Origin of the sequence: Maribacter halichondriae (assembly GCF_027474825.1) — a bacterium.
Taxonomy (GTDB): Bacteria; Bacteroidota; Bacteroidia; order Flavobacteriales; family Flavobacteriaceae; genus Meishania; species Meishania halichondriae.
The window spans coordinates 1,713,993-1,737,499 of sequence record NZ_CP107030.1 but is presented as its reverse complement, the minus strand read 5'-3'; the positions used below and the strand labels follow the sequence as shown (position 1 = coordinate 1,737,499).

The following is a 23,507-nucleotide window of genomic DNA, read 5'->3' as shown; positions in this document are numbered from 1 at the left end:
ATTACTTTTGCCAAAGTTCGGTGTGATTGTATTCCAGATCGGTAATTTCTAGGTTTAGCCAATTGAAGTCGCCTTCCTTCAATTTCCATGTGACCTTGCATTTATGAGGAATTTTTATTCCGTTGAAAACCTTGTAATCCTTAGCTTCGATAAACCATATTTCTAGTTTGGCAGCTTCCCCGCCTCCAAAATAACGTTGTGTCTCAAAAGAAACAAAATCACCTTCTTCTGAAAATGTAAAAATGCCGGAAACTTGCTTCCCGTCAATGGTCATGATTGCCTTGGCCGAATGCTTTCCGATGGTTTCCCAAGAGACATAGTTTTCGGTTGCCGCACTCGGAAACCAGCACATTTCGGCAAGATACCTTTGCATACTTCCTGAGTTTATCTTTTCATTTTTTCCTTCATCGACCACTGGAAACCATGATAATAGTTTAATAAGCATTTCGCCTTGGCCCTTTTTGAGCTTGTCCCTCCCATCCATATAAATCAAGGGCATGGCATCGACTTTTGTAATCCAGACAAAGGAGGGGTTTCGGGTGTTAAAATATTGTTCCGCGGAAAACGGCATCCAATTTCCATCAGGTTTGGTCTTCATTTCGCCTTTTTGTCTTAGACGGACGGATGTTGTCCTAGGTTTTCCAAGTGCTCTGGAATGTTCCATCCATTTTTGAACGATTCGCGGAAGATGTTCAATATCCTTTTTAGTGATGAACGATGGATTTTCAAGGAGGGCACTTTCTAACAACTCCGAGGCTTCCGTTTTAACCTTGTTCTTAAACTTGAAATGCCCATAAGCCGTAATACCCACCAATAGGATGATGAGATTCGCTAGGGTTCCGAATTTTGCATCCTTCCAAAAAAGAACGATTAAAATTTGGGATAAAACAACGGCGGTAATAGCCATAAGAAACCAAATATCTTTTTTAAGCAGATAGGCCAGAGCGGAGCAAATAAACAGAATAGCCGTAAACAACCAAAGAAGGCCTATTGGTCTTGAAATGCTTTGTGATAACTGTTCGATTTTCAACAGTTCAAACGCCTTAAAAAACCCCATGAGATGTATGAAGGCATGTAAAAGCAAAAGGATAATGAAGACTATTCTCATGGTTGCTATAATGCTGACGCAAAAATAAGGGGCAACAATTTTCGAAAAAATGACAAGAATCATATCCATATGCGGCCAGATGACCTTGGTCATTGTAGTTTATTGTTGGTACGCATACATTAAAAATCAAAACCTGTATAAAGATGAAAACAGTGCTCTATGCTACCGACCTTTCTAAACACGAGGTCTACACATTGCGATATGCCTATAAATTGAGTAATGGTTTGAAGGCTAATTTAATCGTACTACATATATATTCGGTTCCTCCTGTTACCGTTGCTACGATTCGGTCGGCGAAACAAATCAAGGAAAGGCTAAACATCGAAAAAAGAGACACGGTTCTAAACTATTGTGTGAAGCATTTGAAAGACGAATCGGTACGTGACCGTGTTGAAATAAAGGTTCATGAACATGCAGCAGTAAGTGATGGAATTCTGGAGAAAACAAGGGATTTGAACCCTGATTTGGTACTAGTAGGAATGAAAGATGAGCACACACAACGTGGATTGTTTACTGGGAACATCGCAAAGAAATTGATGAAAAAAGTCGGTTGTGCGCTTTTGATCGTGCCAAATACGTTGCGTTTTCGAAAATTACAAACGATAATTTACGCCACTGATTTTGAGGAGGCCGATATTTTTGCCATTAAAAAGCTAGTAGAGTTGGCAAAACCCTTTAAAGCGAAGATTCGGGTAGTGCATATACCAACGATAGATGAATACGTTGGTAAGGAACAATTAGAGGGGTTCGAAGCGATGGTACGGAAAAAAGTGAATTATTCCGGCATTCATTTCCACACGTTTTTGGCCAATACGATTTACCATGGCCTGCGAGCCTTTGTGGAACTGCATGATGCAGACATGCTCGTCATGATGGAGCGGAAACATGAGGGGCCGTTCTTTAAAAAGTTATTCCACAAAGACCTTGTGAAGCACATGGAATCACATATTTCTATTCCGTTGTTGAGTTTTAATAAGGCGAATTTATAAACAGTGGTTAATTTATGTATTGGAAATACTATATATCCATTCTTCTATAGTTTTCAAATAAGTGCTATGTAGTTTTGCCCAATATGGAAAATCGGTCTGCCCGACATGGTACATGGAATGATTGGCATCCGTCAATTGTACAATTTTATAATTTTCGTTACCAGCTTCTTCCAAAGCGGTTGAAATTAGCTCATGGCTTTTTTCGGGAATGATTTCGTCCAAAGTTCCTTGAATGACCAAAATAGGTTGTTTGGTTTTCGGAAAATAAGGCATCGGACTGTATAACAATTTTTTGTCTACCTGAACTTCGTCAAGATTCGGAATCCATATTTTTTGAAACCATGGTTTGGATTTTTCCAACTCGATTGACTTCTTCAATTCAATCCTATTTAGGTCCCCGGCGATATGTTTAAAAACTTTTCTTTGCAATTCCACCCCTTCTTCACTTATGTCGGGATTATTGTTCTTCCAAGCGTTCAGGTCGCTTTCCAATAATGTACTGCCCGGACAACTGACAGCAATACCATATCTCAATTCTTGTAACTCATTAAGAATATATGGAACTTTGGTTGCACCTTGACTACTTCCTTTTATGCCAATTTTGGATAATGGAATTCCGATTTGTTCTGAAAAATAGGCAATGGCATTCACATCATCGGACAAAAGTTCTTCCATGGTTGCGGCCTGCCAATTACCTTCAGAGGTTCCTGTCCCACGTTTGTCATAATGAAAAGTAACATATCCTTTGTTCGCAAAATAAAGGGCTTCTGCTCTTGAACCGCTGCGATCACCACCTCCGGAGGAAGTGAGAAATACAATGGCATTTGAATTGGATTTAGAGGGTTTTCGTATGGTTCCACCAATATTCAGCCCGTTTGATTGAAATACGATTTCTTCGGATTTCAAACTTTCTTCTTCGCTTCTAGCTTCTCTTTTAAAGAATAAGTTGTTAGTAGGGTATCGACTTCCAATGATCCTGACAATCCGGCATAATTATCGGTCCATTTGTTTTTGAAGTTATAGGTGTAGCGATCGCTTTGCAACATAAAATGTATTGAATCGCCGCTTATTTGAACATTTCTTGCCGGTATCTGAAACGCATTCTGTTCGAGACTTGTAAAGAATACCTTCCAGTCGGTGGAATCTTTTACGATTTCGAAGGATATGGCACCCGAAAAATTACCATGACTGAAAATGCCGCTGTAAATTCCTTCCTTTCCAATTTCCTTTGCTTGCTGTTGCGCACAACTGTTGACAATCATGACCATAATGAATAAAAGTGCATATTTTTTCATTTTCTTAAATTTTAATTACCATTAGGATAGGCGTTACTAAAAAGATTATTTGATTCAGGATTGTAATGCTACTTTTAAAAAGACTGAAAAAAGTGGTTCTAATTAGGGAGTTTACATATTAATTTTTTACAGCCGAAAAATGTTTTCTATCAATCACTCTCCCTCGTAAAATGATCTTTTCGATGTCATTATAGGCCTCGACCGTTTTCAAAGGATTGGAATTCAAAATAAGTAAATTGGCGATGCTACCCTTCTCCACACACCCATAGAGGTGTTCCAGATGAAATGCTTGGGCGTTGTTAAATGTGGCCGCTCTGAAAATTTTCCCCAGCGGAATGCCAGTATCCGCCCAATGCCTCATTTCCAAAATTCCATTATACCCCGGCGGATTGGTATACATATTCATGGCCGGGGAGTCAGTACCTAAAATAAGATTGGCGTCGTTCTCCCCTAAAAATCTAGCGACCGTGCTTAAACGATGCTTATAGATTTTAAACACATGTTCCCACATTTTTTGGTCATCGGTAAAATCGGCTTTTAATGCTTTGTAAAATGGAGGGTTTGTTTTTTCTAGAAAAGCGGTCCTCCCAAAAATTTTCCGCTTTCCCCATTGTCCTTCTTCTGTATTGAGCAAGTCTAGCATTTGTTTGGGAAATACGTGTTCTAAGTTTTTATCCTCTAGAAAATCCATCGTAACCAGATCTTTCTCTCCCGTTATTGTTCTAAAAGTAAGTTGATAGGGAATTTGCTTTTCAGCGATTTCAAGAAGTACTCTTTTATGTTCGTCCCCTATATCGGGGTTGTTGAACTGATTTGGGTCATCGCTCCAGTTCCACATCCCATGGGCAAAAATTTGAACACCCGTTTCCAACCCTATTTTATGCCCCTCTAAGGAAGGTGCGTGCAATACCAAGGGCATATTGAACCTTTGGGCTTCCAATATCAAATCGCGCAAAATAGAGGCAGTTGGTTTTTCCCAGCTGACCGCCAAACCTGATGCTTCGTCTTCATAGACCAATTTTGCGCAAATACCTTGCTGTTCCCTGATTTTTGCCACGATTTTCTGAGGCGTATGTTCGCTCGCTTGAATGGAGTCAGGTAAAATGCTATTTGCATTATAGTTGTCATTCAAAAAATTGGACGCATATCGCTGCCCTTGTGAATACCCTTCCATTTCCATATTAAAATCATCCATCACGGTAACTTGCTCGCCGCAGGTGTATATGTCAGGACGTATTTCTACCTTAAGAATTTTATTAATCCGTTCAGGCCAGTAATTGTTCACATCGATCAGGGTTGTAAACCCAAAATAGAGATAGCTTTTAGGTAACTGATTGTAATAAAGCTCGACCAATTCAGGATACTTCTTTTTAAGTGGTCCGTTAAGTCCGGCGGTGTTGGCAAGATGAACATGTGAATCTATCAAACCGGGAATGAGATACTTCCCCGTTCCGTCTAATTCAATATAATTTCCTATTCCTTCCGGTTTTTTATCCCCTATGGAAACAATTTTTTCGCCCTTGATCGATACATAACCTACTTGAGTTTTTATGCTATCAGTATTTGCCGAAATAATAGTGATGTTTGATATTAGCGTCTTGCTTTGATTTTCTTGTGCTTTAAGGTGTAAAGAACTTAGAATGACAATTAGTATTACGATTGTCTTTATAATTCTTTCGGTAAGTGATCCGTCGATTGGGCCTCTTTGGGCATTTTTATTTTTTGATAAACCAAGACAACTCAAAAAAATCCAAAGTTGCATAGTAGAGCTCCTATACTTGTAATAAGAAATATCTATTGCGGCTAAATGTTCCATTTTGTTCTTATTTAATCATTAAAAAATAGGATTGTAATTAGTTTCAAGAATTGGTTTGTTGATGTTTTTTACAAGTTCTTTCACGATTTTTTTGCTTTGACGAATTACTTGCTAAAAGTTAAGGAATCCTGTTTTCGGTTTTACATCGTTTTGAACTCAATGTTTGCACCATTAATTGGTGCTTTTATTTATGGTTATAGCACCCATCAAAGGACAAATAAGCTACAAGTAAAAAAAAGGGATGGACTTTGATGAAGGTCCATCCCCTTTGACATGTGTTTAAGTTTCTGCTAGAGCAGATCTTTTGGTACTGACCAACGGATTCTTTTGCTATCCTCTTGATTAGAAAGAAATGTTAGCCTTCTAGATTCCATTGATGATTGATTGATGAAAGTTATCATGACTGATGTTTTATTGATTGATGTGTTGTTACAAATCGTGATTAGCGATTAAAGTTCCTGTACTGTGCCCATTGGGCTCTTTTGCTGTTGCTAAAAGATGAAAAGTACTGTCCTGTTTTTGATTCTGTTGCTGTATTGTTGAATGATGCTTTCATGATTTCTTTGTTTTTAATAGATTGATGATTGTTGTTTTTTTGATTCAGACTATCTGTTGAAATTTCTGTACTGTGCCCATTGCGCTCTTTTGCTGCTACTAAAGGTTGAGAAGTACTGTCCTGTTTTTGATTCTGTTGCTGTTCTGCTGTTAGTTGCTTTCATAATTTCTAGTTTTTATTATGTTTATATTGTTGTTTTAAAATTGAATTACACCTTATAGACGACGCTAGATTCATTTTGTTACAGTACTATGTATAAAAAGGTACTATATTATGTAATATTTAACATTTGTGAGTTTTAAGAAAAATAGAAGTAGATTTTAATATACTGATAATTAAAGTGTTACATTTAATTTTAATTTTTTCGTTACTTCACACTAAGGATTTCGCTTTTTTCTAATAGTTACAGTAACGGGTTATTTTTTTGAATGAGTTTCATAGAATAGGAGGTATTGATCAGTAATTACGGGTTAGTTTCAGTTGAGTTTTGCTCGGGTAGTGCAGCGGGAGTTTTCTTGGAGAGGTTCGCGAGTTTCAATTGTTCCTATGACAGGAGTATAAAATGAATCACTGGTCATATGGTGTTCTTGCTTGGGCATACAGTCCAGAAAATTTATTCCTTACATTTATAAGTCAATGCTACACCCAAAATACAAACGGTACTTTAGGCAGATTCTCCCTTTCGGGGTCATTTGGCTAATTTTCGGACTGGCATATGTTTTCTTGGAATTGGGTCTTATAGGTAGCCTTTCTGAATACCCTACAACCGGTAATCGATATGATTTTCAAAACTCGTTGATAAGCGTTAGTCTCGGCGGTTTTTTTATAGGGTTTAACTATAACAGGAATCGGAATATTTTTTATAAACTATAAAAACAAATAGTATGAAAAAAGAAAAAATATTAGTTGTCGGAGGTACTGGAAAAACCGGAAGAAGAATCGTTACATTACTAGAAGATTTAGGGCACCAAGTTCGCATAGGGTCTCGGTCGGCTTCACCGGCATTCGACTGGCGCCAACCAGAACAATGGCCTAAAGTACTTGAAAGTATGGACAAAGTTTACATTACCTATCAACCAGATTTGGCCGTCCCCGGTGCGTTTGAAGCCGTTGCCCAATTGGTCAAATACGCGAAGGAGACTTCAATCAAAAAACTGGTTTTACTTTCAGGAAAAGGAGAGGTCGAAGCACAACGTTGTGAACAGGTAGTCATTAATTCAGGACTCGACCATACCATTGTTCGGGCAAGCTGGTTCAATCAAAATTTCAGCGAAAACTTTTTATTAGAACCCATTCTTCAAGGTGTATTAGCCTTGCCACAGGCGGATGTAAAAATTCCTTTTGTGGATGCCGATGATATTGCAGAGGTGGCAGTAAAATCACTTTTAAGTGAACAGCACAATGGTCAAATCTACCAACTTACAGGCTCCAGACGACTTACTTTTGTAGAAGCAATAGAGGAAATTGCAGAAGCTTTGGGTAGAAATATTCAGTTTATCCCTATCAGTATTCAACAGTATAGCGAGGGAATGCGGCAACAGGGTATTCCAGAAGATTTTGTCTGGTTGATTGAATATCTATTTACAGAGGTGTTAGGAAACCCGATGGTCTCTGAAACTACAAATGATATCGAGAAAGTGTTGAAGAGAAAACCTATTGATTTTTCGGATTACGTTCAGAAAACAGCTGCCTTAGGTTTTTGGGATTTGGCAGTAGAAGTATAAATAGGATTTACAATGTATGCTTTTGAGGTCATCACTAATATGGTGCTGACCTCATTTTAATATTTCAAAACCAAACCAAAATGCGACAGACATAATTCCTAAATACTTATTGAATGATTTTCCCATCCTCCATTGTAATGATACGATCGGTACGTTTGGCAAAATCTTCATCATGGGTTACCACCAACAGCGACAATCCTTCTTCTTCTTTCAATCTTTTAAAAATACTGAAAACGTTTTCGGAGTTATGACTATCTAGATTTCCAGTAGGTTCATCACCCATTAAAATAGTAGGGTTATTTATCAAAGCCCGCGCAATGGCCACACGTTGTTTTTCTCCACCTGAAATACGTGAAGCCCGTTGTTTCGCCAAATTATCGATATGTAACATTTTCAATTTTTCCATGCCATCATGTTCGATTTCAGCATGTGATTTTTCAGCAAGTTTTTTGGCGGGAAGCATCACATTTTCCAAGACACTGAACTCGGAAAGCAAATAGTGAAATTGGAACACGAAACCAATGTGCTTGTTTCGAATGCGCGATAATTCTTGATGTGGTCTTCCGGTAACAAGTTCATTGTTCAAATAAAGTTCCCCCGTATAGTCCGTATCCATGGTAGAAAGTATATAGAGTAAGGTCGATTTGCCAGAACCCGATTTGCCCATGATGGAAGCGAATTCTCCTTCTTGTATTCCAAAAGAAATATCCTTTAGCACATGAAAGTCCTTGGGCTTATGAAAATGTTTGTTGATATTTTTAGTTTCTAAGACTAGCTTCATTGTTCAAATTAAGTACCTCGAATGATACGGACAGGGTCAATTTTTCTTGCTTTGTTAGAAGGTAAATAGCCTGCAATAAAAGTCGATATGATGGCAAAAACGATTCCGATGATATAATAGCCCATATTATAGTTCACCGGGTAAGTCGTTATGGTAGGCAGTGCTTCGGTTTCAAAAGGTGCATTATCTATCAATACGGAAAGCCCAAATCCGATAAGCAAGCCTAATAATCCACCGACAACACCTATGATCATGGCCTGGCTCATAAAGATCAATTGTACATCACGGCCAGAAAACCCTGTGGCTTTCAGAATAGCAATGTCTTTCATCTTTTCATAAATCAGCATGTTCAAGATGTTATAAATACCGAAACCGGCTACGATCAAAAGTGTAATGGAAACGGCATAGGTAATGAGGTTCCTGATATTTGAGCCTGTTTCAAATTGAGCGTTCGCTTGGTTGATATCGGTAGCCTTAACATCGAACTGCTTTTGTAGTTGTTTGGCCATAGGTACTGCTTGGGCAATATCTAAAAGTTTTACATTGATATCGGTAATATAGTTTTGCGCTTCGCCCAGAATGCGTTGCGCGGTTTTTAGATTTACAAAACTTTGGATGTTGTCGATTTCGGCGATACCACTTTGATAAATACCTACGATTTTCAAAGGAAAGATACTGCCTGAAACGGTGCTTATCTGCACTCGGTCTCCAACTGAAAGCGACATTTTTTTTGCCAATCCTGCGCCCAGTAGAATACCGTTTTCATTGTTACGTAGCGCTTCGGGGGTGCCGTTTATGATATTATCTTGAATGTTTGAAAGGCGGGCTTCTTCCATAATATCCACACCGATCAAACTACCACCCAACTCAATGGAACCTGAGAGGTAAAAAATCTGTGCCCGAAGTTGGGGTGTAGCCCCTTTCACATTGGCATCGTTTTTCAGATAATTTAAAATGGGCAATGCATTATGGATTTTCTGTTGGCTCAGTTTCGGTTTGACCGAGTGAACTACATTGAACGTATTCTCGAATTCAGTATATCTTGAAATCGGTTGTATTTCGGAAGGTTCTATTTCATTGTAAATATGAATATGGGGAGTTTGGTTCAGCACCAAATCGTCTAACATTTGATTAAGGCCCGTCATAAAACTTACAAGTGTAATGTAAGCCCCGATACCAAAAGTGACCCCAAGTGCTGCTGTAACCGTAGATTTCATCTTGGTCAACAAATGGGTCTTGGCGATATTTAGAATTACCTTCCAATTGGTCATTCTTCTGGTTTTATTATAGGTGTATTTTCGTCAATACCTTCTAAAATTTCCACTCGGTCAAGGTTTTGAAGTCCTATTTTGACCGCTACAGGTCCGTCTTCGGTCTCTACTTTAGTGCCGTCAATGAGATAGGTTTTAGGAATAACCAAAGCATCTTCTTTTTGAGCGACGATGATATTCCCTTCCCCTGCCAACCCGGGATATAACTGTTCTGGGGGATTTTTAAAAATGGCCTCCACGGTAAACGTTTGCGAACGTTCATCTTTTCTTGGATAAATCTTACTGATTTCCGCTTCAAAAACCTGTTGGCCATAGGCATCTAAGGTGATCAAGGTTTTTTGACCTTCACGAAGTTTTACGATATCAACTTCATCGACCAACATTTCGATGATAAAATCAGTTGCACTCCCTACGGATGCCAAAGGCTCCATGGTTGTAACGATTTCCCCTTGGTTTTTAAAAAGCGCATATACTCTTCCCTCAATTTTGCTCTTAACTGTAAAGTCCCTTGTTGATATTTGGGCAGTTTCATAATTGTTTCGTGCTTGCTGTACCTGCGTAGAAAGTTCGTTTTTCGTACGCTCATATCGGTTTTTGAGCAGTCGCAAATTATTCTGAGAAAGTTCATAAGCCAGTTTTCGATTCTCGAACTGCACTTTAGAGCCGATATTTTGCTCCCATAATTTCTTTTGACGAAAATAATTGATGGAATCGTAATTGAAGGATAAAGTCGCTGCTTGTATTTCATCCTCCAATGAACCTAGTAGTGTAGAACTGCCGCTATAATTTTCTTTGGCCAATTGCAAATTCAATCGAGCGTTGTCTGTATTCAACTTTGGGGCATTGTTGATGATCTGAAGTAGGGGAGCACCTTTTTTTACAACATCGCCTTCCTCAACCAGATTGTTATCCAAAATACCGGCAACGGCAGCATAGACTTGGTAGAGACTATCCGGTTGTACGGTTACCGAAGAGTATACCGACTCTATTAGCGAAGTTCTCTCAGGAAGGATTTTTTCTTGCTTTTTTCCACAGGAAATTAGGAGGAAGATGAGTAGAATGCATGTTCTTGACAACATATTAAAAGCTATAGATTAATCCGTATAAAAGTCAGATATAAATGTTATGCGAACTATGATTATTGTCATTTCAAGATAGTCAATTCAAACAAATAACTCATTTAGAATTGAACAGATTGACAGAAAAAGCTCGCAAATTTGCAAAGCTGATATATGTCATTATTACTGAAGAGCGTATGGTTTACCTTTATTACGTTAAATTTTAAACATAACCTTATGACCTCGAACATTCAATATGTACAGATGCCCGTTAGCGAATCAATGAATACGATGGTGGAGCACAAATTAGAAAAACTTCAAAAAAAATACGACGATATCATTAATGCCGATGTTTTTTTTAAACAAGAAAACGACCCTAAAGGAAAAGGTAAAATTTGCGAAATTCGATTGAGTTTGCCTGGACCTAGATTATTTGCAAAAAGCGATACCGATAATTTTGAAAAATCATTGTCGGAAACTGTACATGATCTTGAGGGGCAACTTCGCAAACGGAAAACGATTTTGAAGAAGTATTGATTCTTAATTAAGAATAAAGGAACAAAAGAGATTCCCGACTTCTCGGGAATGAAAAATAAATTGATTTTCTATGAAAAAAATATTGGTTCCCGTAGATTTTTCCGAGCATTCTGAATATGCTTTGGAAGTAGCCGCCAGTTTAGCAAAACAATGGAAGTCCGAAATCGTCGTGCTCCATATGATGGGACTTTCAGAAGCCGTTTTTACTAAAGATGACTCCCAAGAATTCATGGAAGCCCAGTTCTATATGAAGCTGGCCAAGAAGCGTTTTACCGATTTTTTGAAGAAACCCTACCTAGAAGGAATCAAAATATCGGAAACCGTACAGAACTACAAGATTTTCTCTGAGATTAACAATGTAGCCAAAGAACAAAATATTGATTTGATCGTCATGGGGTCACACGGTGCCGGAGGATTGAGTGAGATTTTCGTAGGATCAAATACCGAAAAAGTAGTGCGCTCCGCCGAAGTACCCGTTTTGGTCATCAAGAATAGGATAGCTGATTTTCAAATGAAAAAGGTGGTTTTCGGTTTTGATTTTAGAATTGAAAGCCTACCCGCATATCAAAAAGCAATTTCGTTTTTAGCAAGCTTCAATGTAGAGACCCATGTAGTTTATGTGAACCGAACGGGCATCAATTTTATGAGTTCTAGTGAGATACAAGAACAAATTAATACGTTCTTAAGGGTTGCCCATCATAACGATGTGCCGAGCCATGTTCATGCGCATCAACGAGCTGATTATACCATCGAAAGTGGAATTTATAATTATGCAAAAGAAGTACATGCCGATACCATCGTGGTTGCCACCCATGGACGTAGCGGCTTGGCACATTTCTTTAAAGGAAGCATCGGTGAAGACCTTGCGAATCATGCTTCACTTCCTGTGATTACTTTTAAGTTTTAAACCAAGTGCTTGCTATATCGCGCAACCACCACCATCTTTCTTAACACCTAATTTCATAAGGATAGTCTCCAACAAACACCACTTTGTAAATGCTGATTGTATTAAATTAAAGCCTATAAATACGGTAAACCACAACCAGTTGATATGAACAAATACGGCTAAAACCACACTTAATAAAACAAATGTGCCGACGATAACCCTAAAATATGTATTTAGCATTTCAATTATTTTTTATTGATTAAATCGATTTTTCAATAGGAACCACGACCGCTTTTATCGGATTGTTGGTTTCTAGATTTGCATTGAATTCCTTGATGAGACCAAAAAGGGTATCAATTTTTTCTTCTTCGGTAAAGGAGAAGAACAAACTAGATTTTACACCACCCTTTTCACTGGGGAACCAGCTTGCGGTACGCACCATTGATGTTGCATTTTTATACCCGTCTATATTGCTTTCACTAAAGCTTTCAATGTTCGCCTTTTTAAATAGTCGCAAAATTTCTTTTTCGAATTGCTCTACGACCGTTACGATTAGTAGTTTCATAATTTGTTGTTTTTCTGTTACTCTCACTAAATCTTATTATTCAGAAATATCCGAAGTTTCCTCTGCAGTTTCCATTTCAGCTTCAGGATAATTTTTTCGTTCAATCATATAATAGACTAAGGGAACCACCAAGAGCGTCAATACCGTAGAAACAATGGTACCGCCCATTAACGATATGGCCAAACCTTGAAAAATAGGGTCGAACAGTATTACAAATGCTCCGATTACCACCGTACCTGCAGTTAATAAAATTGGGGTGGTACGTACCGCACCAGCTTCAATTGCTGCCTGTTTTATAGGTACGCCATCTGCTAATCTTAGATTGATAAAATCAATAAGTAATACCGAGTTTCGTACCATAATACCCGCTAAAGCTATCATACCAATGAAAGAGGTTGCCGTAAAAAAGGCACCCATTATCCAATGCCCTAAAACAATTCCTATTAATGATAAGGGTATGGCTACCATCATTACTACCGGGGCTTTAAAGTTTTGAAACCATCCTACAATTAAAATGTATATCAATATGATAGCTCCTAAAAAGGCAATTCCTAAATCGCGAAAAACCTCTAAGGTAATTTGCCATTCGCCATCCCATTTAACTGTATAATCATCTTCAAAATCGGGCTGCCCTAGGTACATCTCATTAATTTCATATCCTTTCGGTAAAGCAATCTCTTTTAGCTTTTCCTCCATACCTAAAATAGCGTATGCCGGACTCTCTAAATCCCCAGCCATATCGGCCAATACATAAACAACACGTTTTTGATTTTTACGATAAATGCTTTTGGCACTTATGGTTTCTATAATGTCGACTAAATCTGCAATCGATACCATACCTCCTTGTTTAGAGGCAACTTTCAATTGTGAAATATCGGTTATTGTCGACTTTTCCTTTTCATCTAGTGCTAATACCAACCCTACTTGATTGGAAGCATCTTCATCATACAAGTTGGTTATCGTTCTGTTTGACAATGCCATATTCATGGTATAGGCAATCTGTTGTGGTGCAACTCCGTAGAGCATTGCTTTTTCCTTATCGATTTCAAACTGATATTCGGTTTGGTCAGCTTCTACCATCCAATCGATATCCACTACATCATCCGTGTTTTTCAAGATATCCTGAATACTATTGGCGATTTTTATTTGCTCCTCATAATCAGGTCCATAAACTTCTGCAACAATGGTTGACAAAACTGGAGGCCCTGGTGGCACCTCAACCAGTTTCACATTCGCATTGTATTTGGCGGCTATCTTTTGTATTTCAGGCCGTAATAGTTTTGCAATACCATGACTCTGAATAGACCGCTCGCCTTTATCAATTAGATTCACTTGAATATCTGCCATATTACTACCTCCACGTAAATCATAATGACGTACCAAACCATTAAAGGTAATCGGTGCAGAGGTACCAATATAGTTTTGATAATTAACCACTTCAGGTCGTGTAGACAAGTATTGTGCGATTTCTTGAGCGACTACGCCCGTACGTTCAAGTGTTGTGCCCTCAGGCATATCAATGACGACTTGAAATTCATTTTTATTATCAAAAGGCAACATTTTCACAGCCACTGATTTTGTAAAAAACAAAACCATCGATCCCATTAGCATTAAAAAAGTTACCCCTAAAAACAGCCAACGTTTTCCTTTATTTTCAATAAGTGGTCGTTCAAATTTGTTATAAACCTTGTAAATGAAAGTATCTTCTAAAGGCGTTTGCTTCTTCGCTACTTTTCCTTTTTTGTCTTTTTCCCGCAAGAAAATATAACCTAAATAAGGCGTTATGGTTAAGGCGACGAACAAAGACAAGATCATCGCTATAGACGCACCTATAGGCATTGGAGCCATATACGGCCCCATAAGGCCCGATACAAAAGCCATAGGTAAAACGGATGCAATTACGGTAAAGGTTGCTAAGATGGTTGGGTTACCCACCTCATTGATTGCATACAAAGCAGCTTGTTTAAAGGGCAAGCGTTTCATTTTAAAATGCCGGTGCATGTTCTCGGCAATGATAATGGAGTCATCTACCACAATACCTGTAACAAAAACCAATGCGAACAATGTAATTCTGTTTAGCGTATAGTCGAGCATGTAATAACTCAACAGGGTCAATGCAAACGTAATCGGCACTGACAAAAACACCACCAAACCACCTCGCCAGCCCATTGCCAGCATTACCACTAAGGTTACCGCAAAGATGGATCCAATAAGGTGCAGCAATAGTTCCGATACTTTATGCGATGCCGTTTCGCCATAGTTTCTAGTGATTTCAACATGAACATCATCAGGTATTAGATTAGCACGTAAATGATCTACTTTGTCGATGACTATATCCGCGATTTTCATTGCGTCGGCACCCTTTCTTTTGCAACTGAAATAGTAACCGCTGGATATTCTGATTTGTAATCGACAACTTTATCACTGGCCTGACCAAAACCTAAGGAAACATAGCTCTGTGGTATTTCCGGACCATCGATAATACTGGCAATTTGTTTCAAATAGATGGGCTGGTTCTGTTGAACACCCACCACAAGGTTTTCTACATCAGTAATCGATGCCAAAAATTTACCTGTATTTACTAAAAATTCGGTGTCGTTTTTATCAAAACTACCTGAGCTTAGCTGTGCGTTGTTCGCTTTGATCATTTCAGAGACCTCCAAGAAATCCAGTCCGCTAGCCGCTAGTTTGTCTTTATCCAATACCACACGTAGTTGTCGGTTTTGATTCCCGATTTTATGGGTAACAGCCACATCATTGACTTTCTTGATCTCGCTTTCCAGCTCTTGTGCCATTTGGCTGAGTTGATACCCATCATAGTTTTCACTCCAAAGCGTTAGACCCAGCATGGGCACATCATCAATAGCACGGGTCTTTACAAGAGGAAATGTTACTCCCTCCGGCATAATGTCCATATGCTTATTGATCTCGTTGTAAAGCTTTACGAACGAGCGCTCAATATCTTCGCCCACATAAAATTGCACGATAACCATACCCTGTTCCTTCATTGAAGTTGAATAGACATATTCTACTCCTTTGATGTTAGAGATAAGTTTCTCTAAGGGCTTTGTAACACGACTTTCAACTTCGGTCGGACTCGCACCAGGGTATCCGATAAAAATATCAGCCATCGGAACGTCAATTTGGGGTTCTTCTTCCCTAGGTATCAAAAACGAACTGTAAACCCCAATGACCATAAAGACAATCATTAACAATACTGTTAACTTGCTGCCTATGAACATCTTGGCGATTTTACCTGCTAAACCTTCTTTCATTTTATTTTGTCTTATATTTTAGTTTTTTCAGCTCCTTCCCCCTTTGTAGGGGAAGGTGGCCGTCCGCCTTAGGCGGATACGGTCGGAAGGGGTAGAACCCGAGCTTTGGTCCATTTTCCCAAACTCCGTGCTATTGAGCAATGGCTTGGGCTTTCAACCCCTCCGTCTTCTTCGCTTCGCTCGAATCCACCTCCCCTCGTCTGAGGGGAGGAGCCCCTCTTATCTTTAATTACTGAATACTAATTTTCGCTCCGTTATATAATTTCCCTTCTGCGGAAACGATGTACTGTTCATCTGCCGAAAGGCCAGATAGCACCTCTGTTTTATCTCCAAAGGTTCTACCCAATCGCAACCAACGCAGCAAAGCGGTATTGCTTTGACTCACGGTATAAACTCCTGTCAGTTGTCCTTTTTCAACCAGTGCTATGGTAGGAATCATGATAGCAGCTTTTGTGGTCGATTTCCGTTCCACCGGAAACTGCACGGTCGCATACATGCCTGAAAGTATGTTGGCATCGGATTTATCCAAAATCACTTTGACCATATACTGACCTCCTGTATTCTTTGCTGAGGTACTCACTTCCGTTACTTTTCCTTTTATTGATTTATTCAGCGATTTTAAAATCACATCAACTTCTGAATCCGCTTTTATGCCAACTATTTCTGATTCAGGCACCATGGCCAATACTTGGTATTTTCCAGGGGATTCTACTTCCAACAAAGGCATTCCTGGATTTGCCATATCCCCTGCATTGATAAATTTATTGGTTACGACTCCGTTAAAAGGTGCACGAATATTTGCGTAAGACAATTGGGCATTTACCTCGTTCTTCATTTGTTTGGCGGCTTCCAGTCGGGCTTTCGACATGTTGTAATTGGCCGTAATATCATCCAACTCTTTTTGCGATGCACTGTTCTCTTGAAACAGGGCCGTATATCGATTGTAATCTTTTTCTGCGTTATTGAATGCAGCGATCGCTTCGGTAATTCCTGCATTTACCTGGGCCAATTTGGCAGAGATATCAGCATTATTAATGCTTACTAACAGCTGACCCTTTTTTACTTTAGTACCTACTTGTACATAGATTTTATCAACATAGCCCATCATACGGGTACTCAAATCGACACTTTTCACAGCTTCAATCTTTCCACTAGTCGATAAAAATGGATTATCTGTATTTTCTGAAACTGCACTGACATGAACGGCCACCGCGGGGGAATTATCGGCAACCGTTTTCTTGTCAGCTTCACCACAACTGTTCAATACTAATGTTAACATTAGAAGCGCTACGGGTATGTAATTATATTTTTTCATGGTTATGATTGTATTAGGTACTACGTACAAAGTATTATGTTTTTATTTCGTTAAAAATTGCAAGTAAGCCAGTGCATAATTGTGTTGATATATAGTGCTATAGTATTCCAGTTGCTTTTGCGCGAATTGGGTTTCAGACATTAGAAGATCTGTTGTTTTTTCGAGTCCTTGTTGAAATCTGTTGGTACGAATGCGCAATGATTCTTCCGATTGTTCTAGGGCGAGGGCTGTAAGCTCCAAGTTGTTTTTCGCATCTTGAAGCATACGTTTTGCCCTGTTAAGCTCTACCTGACTTTGAGCTTTGTATTGTTCTAGTTCCAGTTTTGATTTTTCGAATTCGGCCTTACTTTTTTGAGCCTTTCCAAAGCGTTTGCTGCCTTCTAGAATGTTCCATTGTAATTGAGCACCGAACAAATAACCGTCAGCATCTCCTTGAAAGATTTCATCATCGTGAAGTTCATAGGTTCCGAAAGCGTTCAAACGAGGTAAGAAACTCATCTTATCTGCCTTGTGTATTTGTTGATAGGCCTTACTGGCGGATGACATGGCTTGAATATCGGCCCTGTTTTCTGATAGTTCCTTCACTGATAAATCGCTGGCCAATATTGTTAAGGAATCCGATGGTTGAAGTATCGCATAGCTGGTATCGTTCATCAAAACGGACAACTGATTCGATGCATTTTGAATATTGCTTTTCGCGTACTGCAACTGATTTTCGATTTCCGTAACACGTACTTCAACGGCTAGAATATCTGATTTTTGAAGGTAGCCTTGTTCAAAACTGTTAGCCGCGATACGTTTGTTTTCCAAAGCGGACACTTTGGCTTTTTCTAAAACGGTAACAGTTTTATAAGCCAATTGAAGTTCCATATAAGCCTTATCAATTTCAAGGTCTATATATTGTTGGGTGCGCTCTGATTGTAATTCGCTAGCGTTCAATTTGGCTTTCGCTCCTTTTCGCTGGTAAATACCATCCAAATTAAATAGAGGTTGTTGTATTTCGATGCGCGTTGCATAATCTTCAATCTGTCTGGGATTGTTCAAAAGCGTTGGATCAAAATCCACAGGAGTCAAGATGGACTGGTTCAATTTAGAACCAAAAGCCATTAACGGATTTGTGGTGGCAATCCCCGTATGCGATATGCCCACATTAGGCAATAAAACGGCATTTGTCTGTCTATAATCGCCTTGTGCCGCCAAAACATCTTGTTCTGATATTTTGAGGGAATTATTATTTTCTTTTACTTTGGCAACCACTTCGGCCTTTGTAATCAATATCGTTTCTTGTGCTTGTACAGTTAGTAATCCCGCTAAAAGAAATATTAATGAAACGTAGTACTTCATCTTTGTTTTATTATTTGGTGCAAAATTAGAGGTGCAAAAAAGCCTGTGCAGTAACTAATGTTACCAACTTCCAGTTGAGCGAACTTTAAGGGGGAATATTAGTTTTCTTTCTTGGTATTGAACCAATAGGCGATGCCTGCGGATATATAGAATACACTTTCTAAATCTTCGCTTATCACTGAGTCATCGGTAGTAATTGTGGCACTACTTTGAGGAAACGCCCAAACAGGGGTAAGAGAAAAAATGAATTGTTTGTGATACAATTGTAGCGGAAGACTTAATTCCATATTCAGAAAATTGAATTCGGAAGCTTCTGCAATTTCTACAGAAGTGACAACAGATGGTTCTGTAACTCCGGAACCTTTTCCTTGCCCTTTGCGGTTGCCCAAGCGACTGGTACTGTAATATTCTTGATAGAAATATTGCGACCCTGCATAAAGCGATATTCTTGGGTTGATCAACAACTTGTTTTCTGCGGCATAAAAGGTTCGATCCGCCATAAAGCCTATAAATATGTCGGGCGAGCTATTGTTATTGAAATAACTACTAGCGGATAGTGACAGTTCCAAGGCCTTTAGATCATAACTGAGAATACCTGTGATATCAGCCACGACTTCCGAAAGTACGTTGTAGCTGTCCGCATTATAAAAATAGCCTGTTCCCGAAATTCCACCACTCCATTTTTTGGAATTGAATAGATACCCAGCTGTAAGTAAAAATAAATCTACCCGGTTCTCTTCAGAAGCTGTTAGATAAGAGGCGGAGGCATCTGCAAAGAATCCCGATTTGTCATAATAGCCAATAGAAGGATAAAGATAAGGTGCAGCAATCGAATCTCGCCTTCCCATAAATACGGCATCGTTGATATAACTAACATCCATCAAAAAATAGGATTCATCTTCGCTGGACTTTTCTTTTACAGATTGTGGATTGTTTTGCGCCACGAGACCTGTAGTTATATAGAAGGCGATAATTGAATAAAGTAAAAGTCTAGTTTTCATGACACTGACTGATTAAATTATATAGAAAGGGGCATTAGCATAGTAATATGCTAATGCCCTATCAGGTATTATTTAGAGGACTTCTTTCCTATCTTATTTTTGGTAATAGGCTTTTTTGCACCCTTTTTAATCATTTTATTCGCCTTCATATTTTTTTGAACCATCATTTTACGATGTTGGTAGGTATTCTTAAATTTCTCTCCATGCATATTCAAGCACTCGCCATCTTGAAGTTGTATTTGTTTACGATTTTGTGATTGGTAAGTGCCATCGGCATTTACTACCACACCATTACCCAGCTCCAAAGGATCTTGCAACCGATTTTGAGCTTGGTTTCTTATCAAATACATTTCTCCATCTACCAAAGTGTAATGAACCCTGTTCTGATTACGCTCTTGAATTTTGGCTTCGGCCAATCCTTTATTCTCTTGGTTCACTTTGTAGCGATATTGGTATTCATTGCGATATTTTATTCCATCACCATCCAAACACTCACCATCCTGCAATCGTAATCGTTCGCCATCCCTGGTTTGAAAGGTTCCATCTGGGAATACCACGGTACCGTCTGTCAAAGTTTGTTTCTCTCTTAAGTGCATTTCGGCACGATCTCTTAATTCTAACATTTCACCATTGACCATGACTAACTTGGTGCGGTCTTGATCTTGAATCCTGTCACGATCGTGTTCCTGTGCCATGAGCGAAGCAGTTCCTAGAACCGCAAAAGCCACCATTAAAAGTTTCTTTTTCATCGTTATAAATTTTAGGGTTAATAATGGGATAAAAGTATTCCATGGAAATACCCCCAACAATGACCTAGGTCATGCAAGGCCAATAAATACGGGGGTTTAATGTAACAAATGTTACATAAGAAGGTATTTCGAAGACAATTCTAAATAGTATGATAATAGTCATGAAAATGCCGAGTAGGAGTCCATAATTTTGACCTTAAATAAGAACTGAAATACAACAAAAACTTTATAGTATGGAAGTATTGGAAGACATCCGCACCAGAGTCTATCGCTTTGGTAATAAGACTGCTGATGGAAACAGCACAATGAAAAACCTCTTAGGAGGTAAGGGCGCTAACTTAGCGGAAATGAGTGCAATTGGTATTCCCGTTCCACCAGGATTTACAATTAGCACCGAAGCTTGCACCGAATATAACGAACTGGGCGAGGAAGCGGTATTGGCATTTTTAAAAGAGGATGTTGAAAAAGCCATTGAAAATATCGAAGATATTATGGGGACTACCTTCGGGGATAATGAAAACCCATTATTGATTTCGGTACGTTCTGGGGCTAGGGTATCAATGCCCGGTATGATGGATACGGTGCTGAACCTCGGTCTCAATGATGAGGTGGTCAAAGGTTTGGCGGCCAAAACAGGTAACGACCGTTTCGCATGGGATTCGTATCGCCGTTTTATACAAATGTATGGTGGGGTAGTTCTGGGGATGAAACCGGAATCAAAAGACGATATCGATCCTTTCGAGGAAATTATGGAACACCTCAAGGAAAAAAGAGAAATTCAACTCGATACTCAATTTACGGTTCAAGATCTTAAAGACCTTGTTTATGACTTTAAGGATGCGGTTAAAAAAAGAACGGGACATGATTTTCCTTCCGACCCATGGCAACAGCTATGGGGAGCGGTCATTGCCGTATTCAATAGTTGGAACGGTAATCGCGCCATTTACTACAGAAAGATGAACGGATATCCAGCCGATTGGGGAACAGCTGTAAACGTACAGGCCATGGTGTATGGTAATATGGGCGAAAATTCAGGCACAGGTGTCTGTTTTACAAGGGATGCCGGTACGGGCGAAAACGTTTTTAACGGGGAGTACTTGATCAATGCCCAAGGCGAAGATGTGGTGGCAGGTGTTCGCACCCCACAGCAGATTACCAAATTGGGTTCAGAGCGATGGGCGGAACTGGCAAAGGTTGAAGAGACGGATCGGGCTGAAAATTATCCTTCCTTGGAAGAATTGATGCCCTCTATGTATAAAGAACTCTTTGAATACCAGAACAAACTAGAAAACCACTACCACGATATGCAAGACATGGAGTTTACCATTCAAGATGGTAAACTTTGGATTTTGCAGACCCGAAACGGTAAGCGTACAGGAGCGGCAATGGTTAAAATTGCAATGGATTTACTTAAACAGGGCTTAATTGATGAAAAGGAAGCGTTACTTCGTATCGAACCCAATAAGTTGGATGAATTATTGCATCCTGTTTTTGACCCCAAAGCAATAAAGAGGGCACATATTATTGCACAAGGGCTTCCAGCTTCTCCTGGGGCAGCTACCGGCCAAATCGTATTTTTTGCCGATGAAGCCAAGAAATTCCGGAATACCATTTTGACTCGAATCGAGACTTCCCCTGAAGATTTGGAGGGTATGAATTTGGCAAAAGGGATATTGACCGCAAGAGGCGGTATGACTTCCCACGCAGCGGTAGTCGCAAGAGGAATGGGTAAATGCTGCATTTCCGGAGCAGGTGCTTTGAAAATCGATTATAAAAACCGCACCTTGACCGTTGACGATAAAGAGTACCACGAAGGGGACTGGATTTCATTGAACGGTTCCACTGGAAATATCATAGAAGGAAAAGTGGCAACAATCGAACCCACCTTAAGTGGAGAATTCGCCGAGCTAATGAAATTAACGGATAAGTTTTCCACTATGGAGGTACGTACAAATGCCGATACTCCGAAGGATGCCAAGGCGGCACGGAATTTTGGGGCAAAAGGTATAGGTTTGACCCGTACCGAACATATGTTCTTTGAAGTAGACCGTATCAAGGCCATGCGAGAAATGATCCTTGCGGATACGGTCAAAGGTCGCAAACAAGCACTCGAAGAATTGCTACCTATGCAACGCGAAGATTTCGAAGGTATTTTTGAGGCTATGGATGGATTGCCTGTTACGATTCGCTTGTTAGATCCACCATTACATGAATTCGTACCCCACCAATTGGCCACACAAAAGGAACTGGCCGATGATATGCACATCTCGCTATCGGCCGTAAAAAACAAAGTGGCGGAGCTTCATGAGTTCAATCCCATGTTAGGGCATCGAGGTTGTAGATTGGGCAATACGTATCCCGAAATTACCGAAATGCAGACTCGCGCCATCATAGAGGCGGCCTTAAACTTAAAAGAGAAAGGTATTGTTTCAAAACCAGAAATTATGGTTCCGCTGGTTGGTACCATGAACGAATTTATCGAACAGGAAACAATAATAAGGGAAACGGCAAACAAGGTATTCGAAGAATACAATGATACCATCGAGTATTTGGTTGGCACCATGATCGAAATCCCCCGTGCGGCATTAATGGCTGATAAAATCGCGGAATATGCCGATTTCTTTTCCTTTGGCACCAACGACCTAACTCAGTTGGCTTTCGGATACTCACGAGATGACGCGGGCAAATTTCTTCCGATTTATTTGGAAAAAGGAATCCTTACTGTTGATCCTTTTGAGGTACTGGACCAAGAAGGGGTTGGGCAATTGATAAAAATGGGAACAGAGCGAGGCAGAAGTACCAAACCGAATTTGAAAGTCGGTATTTGTGGCGAACATGGTGGCGAACCCAGTTCTGTGGAGTTCTGTTATAATACGGGAATGAATTATGTGAGTTGTTCTCCATTTCGAGTTCCAATTGCGAGGGTTGCTTCGGCGCAGGCAGCTATAAAAGCTGGAAGTAAATAATTCAGAACTGTCTTTGCATTCATAGTGAAACAATCTGTTCAACATTATATTCATGTTGAACAGATTACTTTGTTTAGTAATGATAAATTCGCGGACCAAGCCATTCCTTCAATGGCTTGGTCGATTTCAAAAGAGGGTGTTAAATATTGAAAAACAATAAGTTATGTAACATTTGTTACCAAGTTTATGGTGCTGACATGACTTTTGTCATCTTTTTTAGCTAGGTGTAATGATACCTTTATACCGTTAAATAAAGTAACCATAAAAGCTG

At 39.4% G+C, this 23,507-nt stretch carries 18 protein-coding genes and 1 pseudogene; 5 read left to right on the top strand and 14 right to left on the bottom strand.

The window, feature by feature from the left end; all coding sequences use genetic code 11:
• Window position 1: 1 nt before the first annotated feature.
• Entirely contained in the window at window positions 2-1,108 is a 1,107-nt protein-coding gene (locus N8A86_RS08000; protein ID WP_273568563.1) for a DUF6920 family protein, read from the bottom strand.
• A gap of 143 nt (window positions 1,109-1,251) precedes the next feature.
• Between N8A86_RS08000 and N8A86_RS07995 the strand changes: the two genes are divergently transcribed.
• Window positions 1,252-2,097, top strand: coding sequence for a universal stress protein (locus N8A86_RS07995; protein WP_273568562.1), 846 nt, complete (start codon window positions 1,252-1,254; stop codon window positions 2,095-2,097).
• Window positions 2,098-2,109: 12 nt separating this feature from the next.
• Here N8A86_RS07995 and N8A86_RS07990 read toward each other — a convergent pair whose 3' ends face one another.
• The 3 genes from N8A86_RS07990 to N8A86_RS07980 form a co-directional block, all read right to left on the bottom strand.
• Window positions 2,110-3,003 (bottom strand): alpha/beta hydrolase family protein, encoded by an 894-nt coding sequence (locus N8A86_RS07990; RefSeq protein WP_273568561.1) that lies wholly within the window; start codon window positions 3,001-3,003, stop codon window positions 2,110-2,112.
• Window positions 3,000-3,392 carry a hypothetical protein gene (locus tag N8A86_RS07985; RefSeq protein ID WP_273568560.1) on the bottom strand — a complete coding sequence of 131 codons (393 nt, stop codon included), beginning with the start codon at window positions 3,390-3,392 and terminating at the stop codon, window positions 3,000-3,002. The genes N8A86_RS07990 and N8A86_RS07985 overlap by 4 nt, the downstream gene beginning before the upstream one ends.
• 118 nt (window positions 3,393-3,510) lie before the next feature.
• Window positions 3,511-5,208 (bottom strand): amidohydrolase family protein, encoded by a 1,698-nt coding sequence (locus N8A86_RS07980; RefSeq protein WP_273568559.1) that lies wholly within the window; start codon window positions 5,206-5,208, stop codon window positions 3,511-3,513.
• 1,440 nt (window positions 5,209-6,648) lie between these two features.
• Between N8A86_RS07980 and N8A86_RS07975 the strand changes: the two genes are divergently transcribed.
• Window positions 6,649-7,488: an NmrA family NAD(P)-binding protein gene (locus tag N8A86_RS07975; RefSeq protein ID WP_273568558.1), complete on the top strand. Its 840-nt coding sequence runs from the start codon at window positions 6,649-6,651 to the stop codon at window positions 7,486-7,488.
• A 106-nt stretch (window positions 7,489-7,594) separates the two neighbouring features.
• Here N8A86_RS07975 and N8A86_RS07970 read toward each other — a convergent pair whose 3' ends face one another.
• The 3 genes from N8A86_RS07970 to N8A86_RS07960 are packed head-to-tail and all read right to left on the bottom strand — an operon-like array spanning window position 7,595 to window position 10,619.
• A complete protein-coding gene (locus tag N8A86_RS07970; protein ID WP_273568557.1) occupies window positions 7,595-8,269 on the bottom strand; it encodes an ABC transporter ATP-binding protein in 675 nt (224 codons plus the stop codon).
• Window positions 8,270-8,277: 8 nt separating this feature from the next.
• Window positions 8,278-9,540, bottom strand: coding sequence for an ABC transporter permease (locus N8A86_RS07965; protein ID WP_273568556.1), 1,263 nt, complete (start codon window positions 9,538-9,540; stop codon window positions 8,278-8,280).
• A complete protein-coding gene (locus N8A86_RS07960; protein WP_273568555.1) occupies window positions 9,537-10,619 on the bottom strand; it encodes an efflux RND transporter periplasmic adaptor subunit in 1,083 nt (360 codons plus the stop codon). Before N8A86_RS07960 ends, N8A86_RS07965 begins: the two co-directional genes overlap by 4 nt.
• Window positions 10,620-10,835: 216 nt before the next feature.
• On the opposite strand from N8A86_RS07960, the gene hpf reads away from it, so the two are divergent.
• A complete protein-coding gene (hpf, locus tag N8A86_RS07955; protein ID WP_273568554.1) occupies window positions 10,836-11,135 on the top strand; it encodes a ribosome hibernation-promoting factor, HPF/YfiA family in 300 nt (99 codons plus the stop codon).
• Window positions 11,136-11,205: 70 nt separating this feature from the next.
• Entirely contained in the window at window positions 11,206-12,042 is an 837-nt protein-coding gene (locus tag N8A86_RS07950) for a universal stress protein (RefSeq protein ID WP_273568553.1), read from the top strand.
• Between the two features lie 12 nt (window positions 12,043-12,054).
• Here the strand turns inward: N8A86_RS07950 and N8A86_RS07945 are convergent, their stop codons facing one another.
• From N8A86_RS07945 to N8A86_RS07915, 7 genes and pseudogenes are all read right to left on the bottom strand, one after another.
• The gene (locus tag N8A86_RS07945) at window positions 12,055-12,261 is read right to left on the bottom strand and encodes a YgaP family membrane protein (protein WP_273568552.1); all 207 of its coding nucleotides are present in this window, start codon (window positions 12,259-12,261) and stop codon (window positions 12,055-12,057) included.
• A 19-nt stretch (window positions 12,262-12,280) separates the two neighbouring features.
• A complete protein-coding gene (locus N8A86_RS07940) occupies window positions 12,281-12,586 on the bottom strand; it encodes a hypothetical protein (RefSeq protein ID WP_273568551.1) in 306 nt (101 codons plus the stop codon).
• 36 nt (window positions 12,587-12,622) lie between these two features.
• A pseudogene (locus N8A86_RS07935) lies at window positions 12,623-15,861 on the bottom strand (efflux RND transporter permease subunit).
• 229 nt (window positions 15,862-16,090) lie between these two features.
• On the bottom strand, window positions 16,091-17,176 hold the full coding sequence (locus N8A86_RS07930; RefSeq protein ID WP_273568550.1) for an efflux RND transporter periplasmic adaptor subunit: 1,086 nt from the start codon (window positions 17,174-17,176) through the stop codon (window positions 16,091-16,093).
• A gap of 42 nt (window positions 17,177-17,218) precedes the next feature.
• Complete coding sequence (locus N8A86_RS07925; RefSeq protein WP_273568549.1) at window positions 17,219-18,520, bottom strand: TolC family protein; 1,302 nt, start codon at window positions 18,518-18,520, stop codon at window positions 17,219-17,221.
• 98 nt (window positions 18,521-18,618) lie between these two features.
• Window positions 18,619-19,521 (bottom strand): hypothetical protein, encoded by a 903-nt coding sequence (locus tag N8A86_RS07920; RefSeq protein ID WP_273568548.1) that lies wholly within the window; start codon window positions 19,519-19,521, stop codon window positions 18,619-18,621.
• A gap of 68 nt (window positions 19,522-19,589) precedes the next feature.
• A complete protein-coding gene (locus N8A86_RS07915; RefSeq protein WP_273568547.1) occupies window positions 19,590-20,270 on the bottom strand; it encodes a DUF6799 domain-containing protein in 681 nt (226 codons plus the stop codon).
• Between the two features lie 233 nt (window positions 20,271-20,503).
• On the opposite strand from N8A86_RS07915, the gene ppdK reads away from it, so the two are divergent.
• Window positions 20,504-23,236, top strand: coding sequence for a pyruvate, phosphate dikinase (ppdK, locus tag N8A86_RS07910; RefSeq protein ID WP_273568546.1), 2,733 nt, complete (start codon window positions 20,504-20,506; stop codon window positions 23,234-23,236).
• Window positions 23,237-23,507: the final 271 nt, after the last annotated feature.

Excerpts from the sequence above, each read along its gene's own strand:
- N8A86_RS07940 (WP_273568551.1), bottom strand. The coding sequence starts at position 12,586 with ATGAAACTACTAATCGTAACGGTCGTAGAGCAATTCGAAAAAGAAATT.
- N8A86_RS07965 (WP_273568556.1), bottom strand. The coding sequence starts at position 9,540 with ATGACCAATTGGAAGGTAATTCTAAATATCGCCAAGACCCATTTGTTG.
- N8A86_RS07960 (WP_273568555.1), bottom strand. The coding sequence starts at position 10,619 with ATGTTGTCAAGAACATGCATTCTACTCATCTTCCTCCTAATTTCCTGT.
- ppdK (WP_273568546.1), top strand. The coding sequence starts at position 20,504 with ATGGAAGTATTGGAAGACATCCGCACCAGAGTCTATCGCTTTGGTAAT.
- N8A86_RS07915 (WP_273568547.1), bottom strand. The coding sequence starts at position 20,270 with ATGAAAAAGAAACTTTTAATGGTGGCTTTTGCGGTTCTAGGAACTGCT.
- N8A86_RS07970 (WP_273568557.1), bottom strand. The coding sequence starts at position 8,269 with ATGAAGCTAGTCTTAGAAACTAAAAATATCAACAAACATTTTCATAAG.
- N8A86_RS08000 (WP_273568563.1), bottom strand. The coding sequence starts at position 1,108 with ATGAGAATAGTCTTCATTATCCTTTTGCTTTTACATGCCTTCATACAT.
- N8A86_RS07995 (WP_273568562.1), top strand. The coding sequence starts at position 1,252 with ATGAAAACAGTGCTCTATGCTACCGACCTTTCTAAACACGAGGTCTAC.
- N8A86_RS07985 (WP_273568560.1), bottom strand. The coding sequence starts at position 3,392 with ATGAAAAAATATGCACTTTTATTCATTATGGTCATGATTGTCAACAGT.
- hpf (WP_273568554.1), top strand. The coding sequence starts at position 10,836 with ATGACCTCGAACATTCAATATGTACAGATGCCCGTTAGCGAATCAATG.
- N8A86_RS07945 (WP_273568552.1), bottom strand. The coding sequence starts at position 12,261 with ATGCTAAATACATATTTTAGGGTTATCGTCGGCACATTTGTTTTATTA.
- N8A86_RS07930 (WP_273568550.1), bottom strand. The coding sequence starts at position 17,176 with ATGAAAAAATATAATTACATACCCGTAGCGCTTCTAATGTTAACATTA.
- N8A86_RS07975 (WP_273568558.1), top strand. The coding sequence starts at position 6,649 with ATGAAAAAAGAAAAAATATTAGTTGTCGGAGGTACTGGAAAAACCGGA.
- N8A86_RS07950 (WP_273568553.1), top strand. The coding sequence starts at position 11,206 with ATGAAAAAAATATTGGTTCCCGTAGATTTTTCCGAGCATTCTGAATAT.
- N8A86_RS07920 (WP_273568548.1), bottom strand. The coding sequence starts at position 19,521 with ATGAAAACTAGACTTTTACTTTATTCAATTATCGCCTTCTATATAACT.
- N8A86_RS07925 (WP_273568549.1), bottom strand. The coding sequence starts at position 18,520 with ATGAAGTACTACGTTTCATTAATATTTCTTTTAGCGGGATTACTAACT.
- N8A86_RS07980 (WP_273568559.1), bottom strand. The coding sequence starts at position 5,208 with ATGGAACATTTAGCCGCAATAGATATTTCTTATTACAAGTATAGGAGC.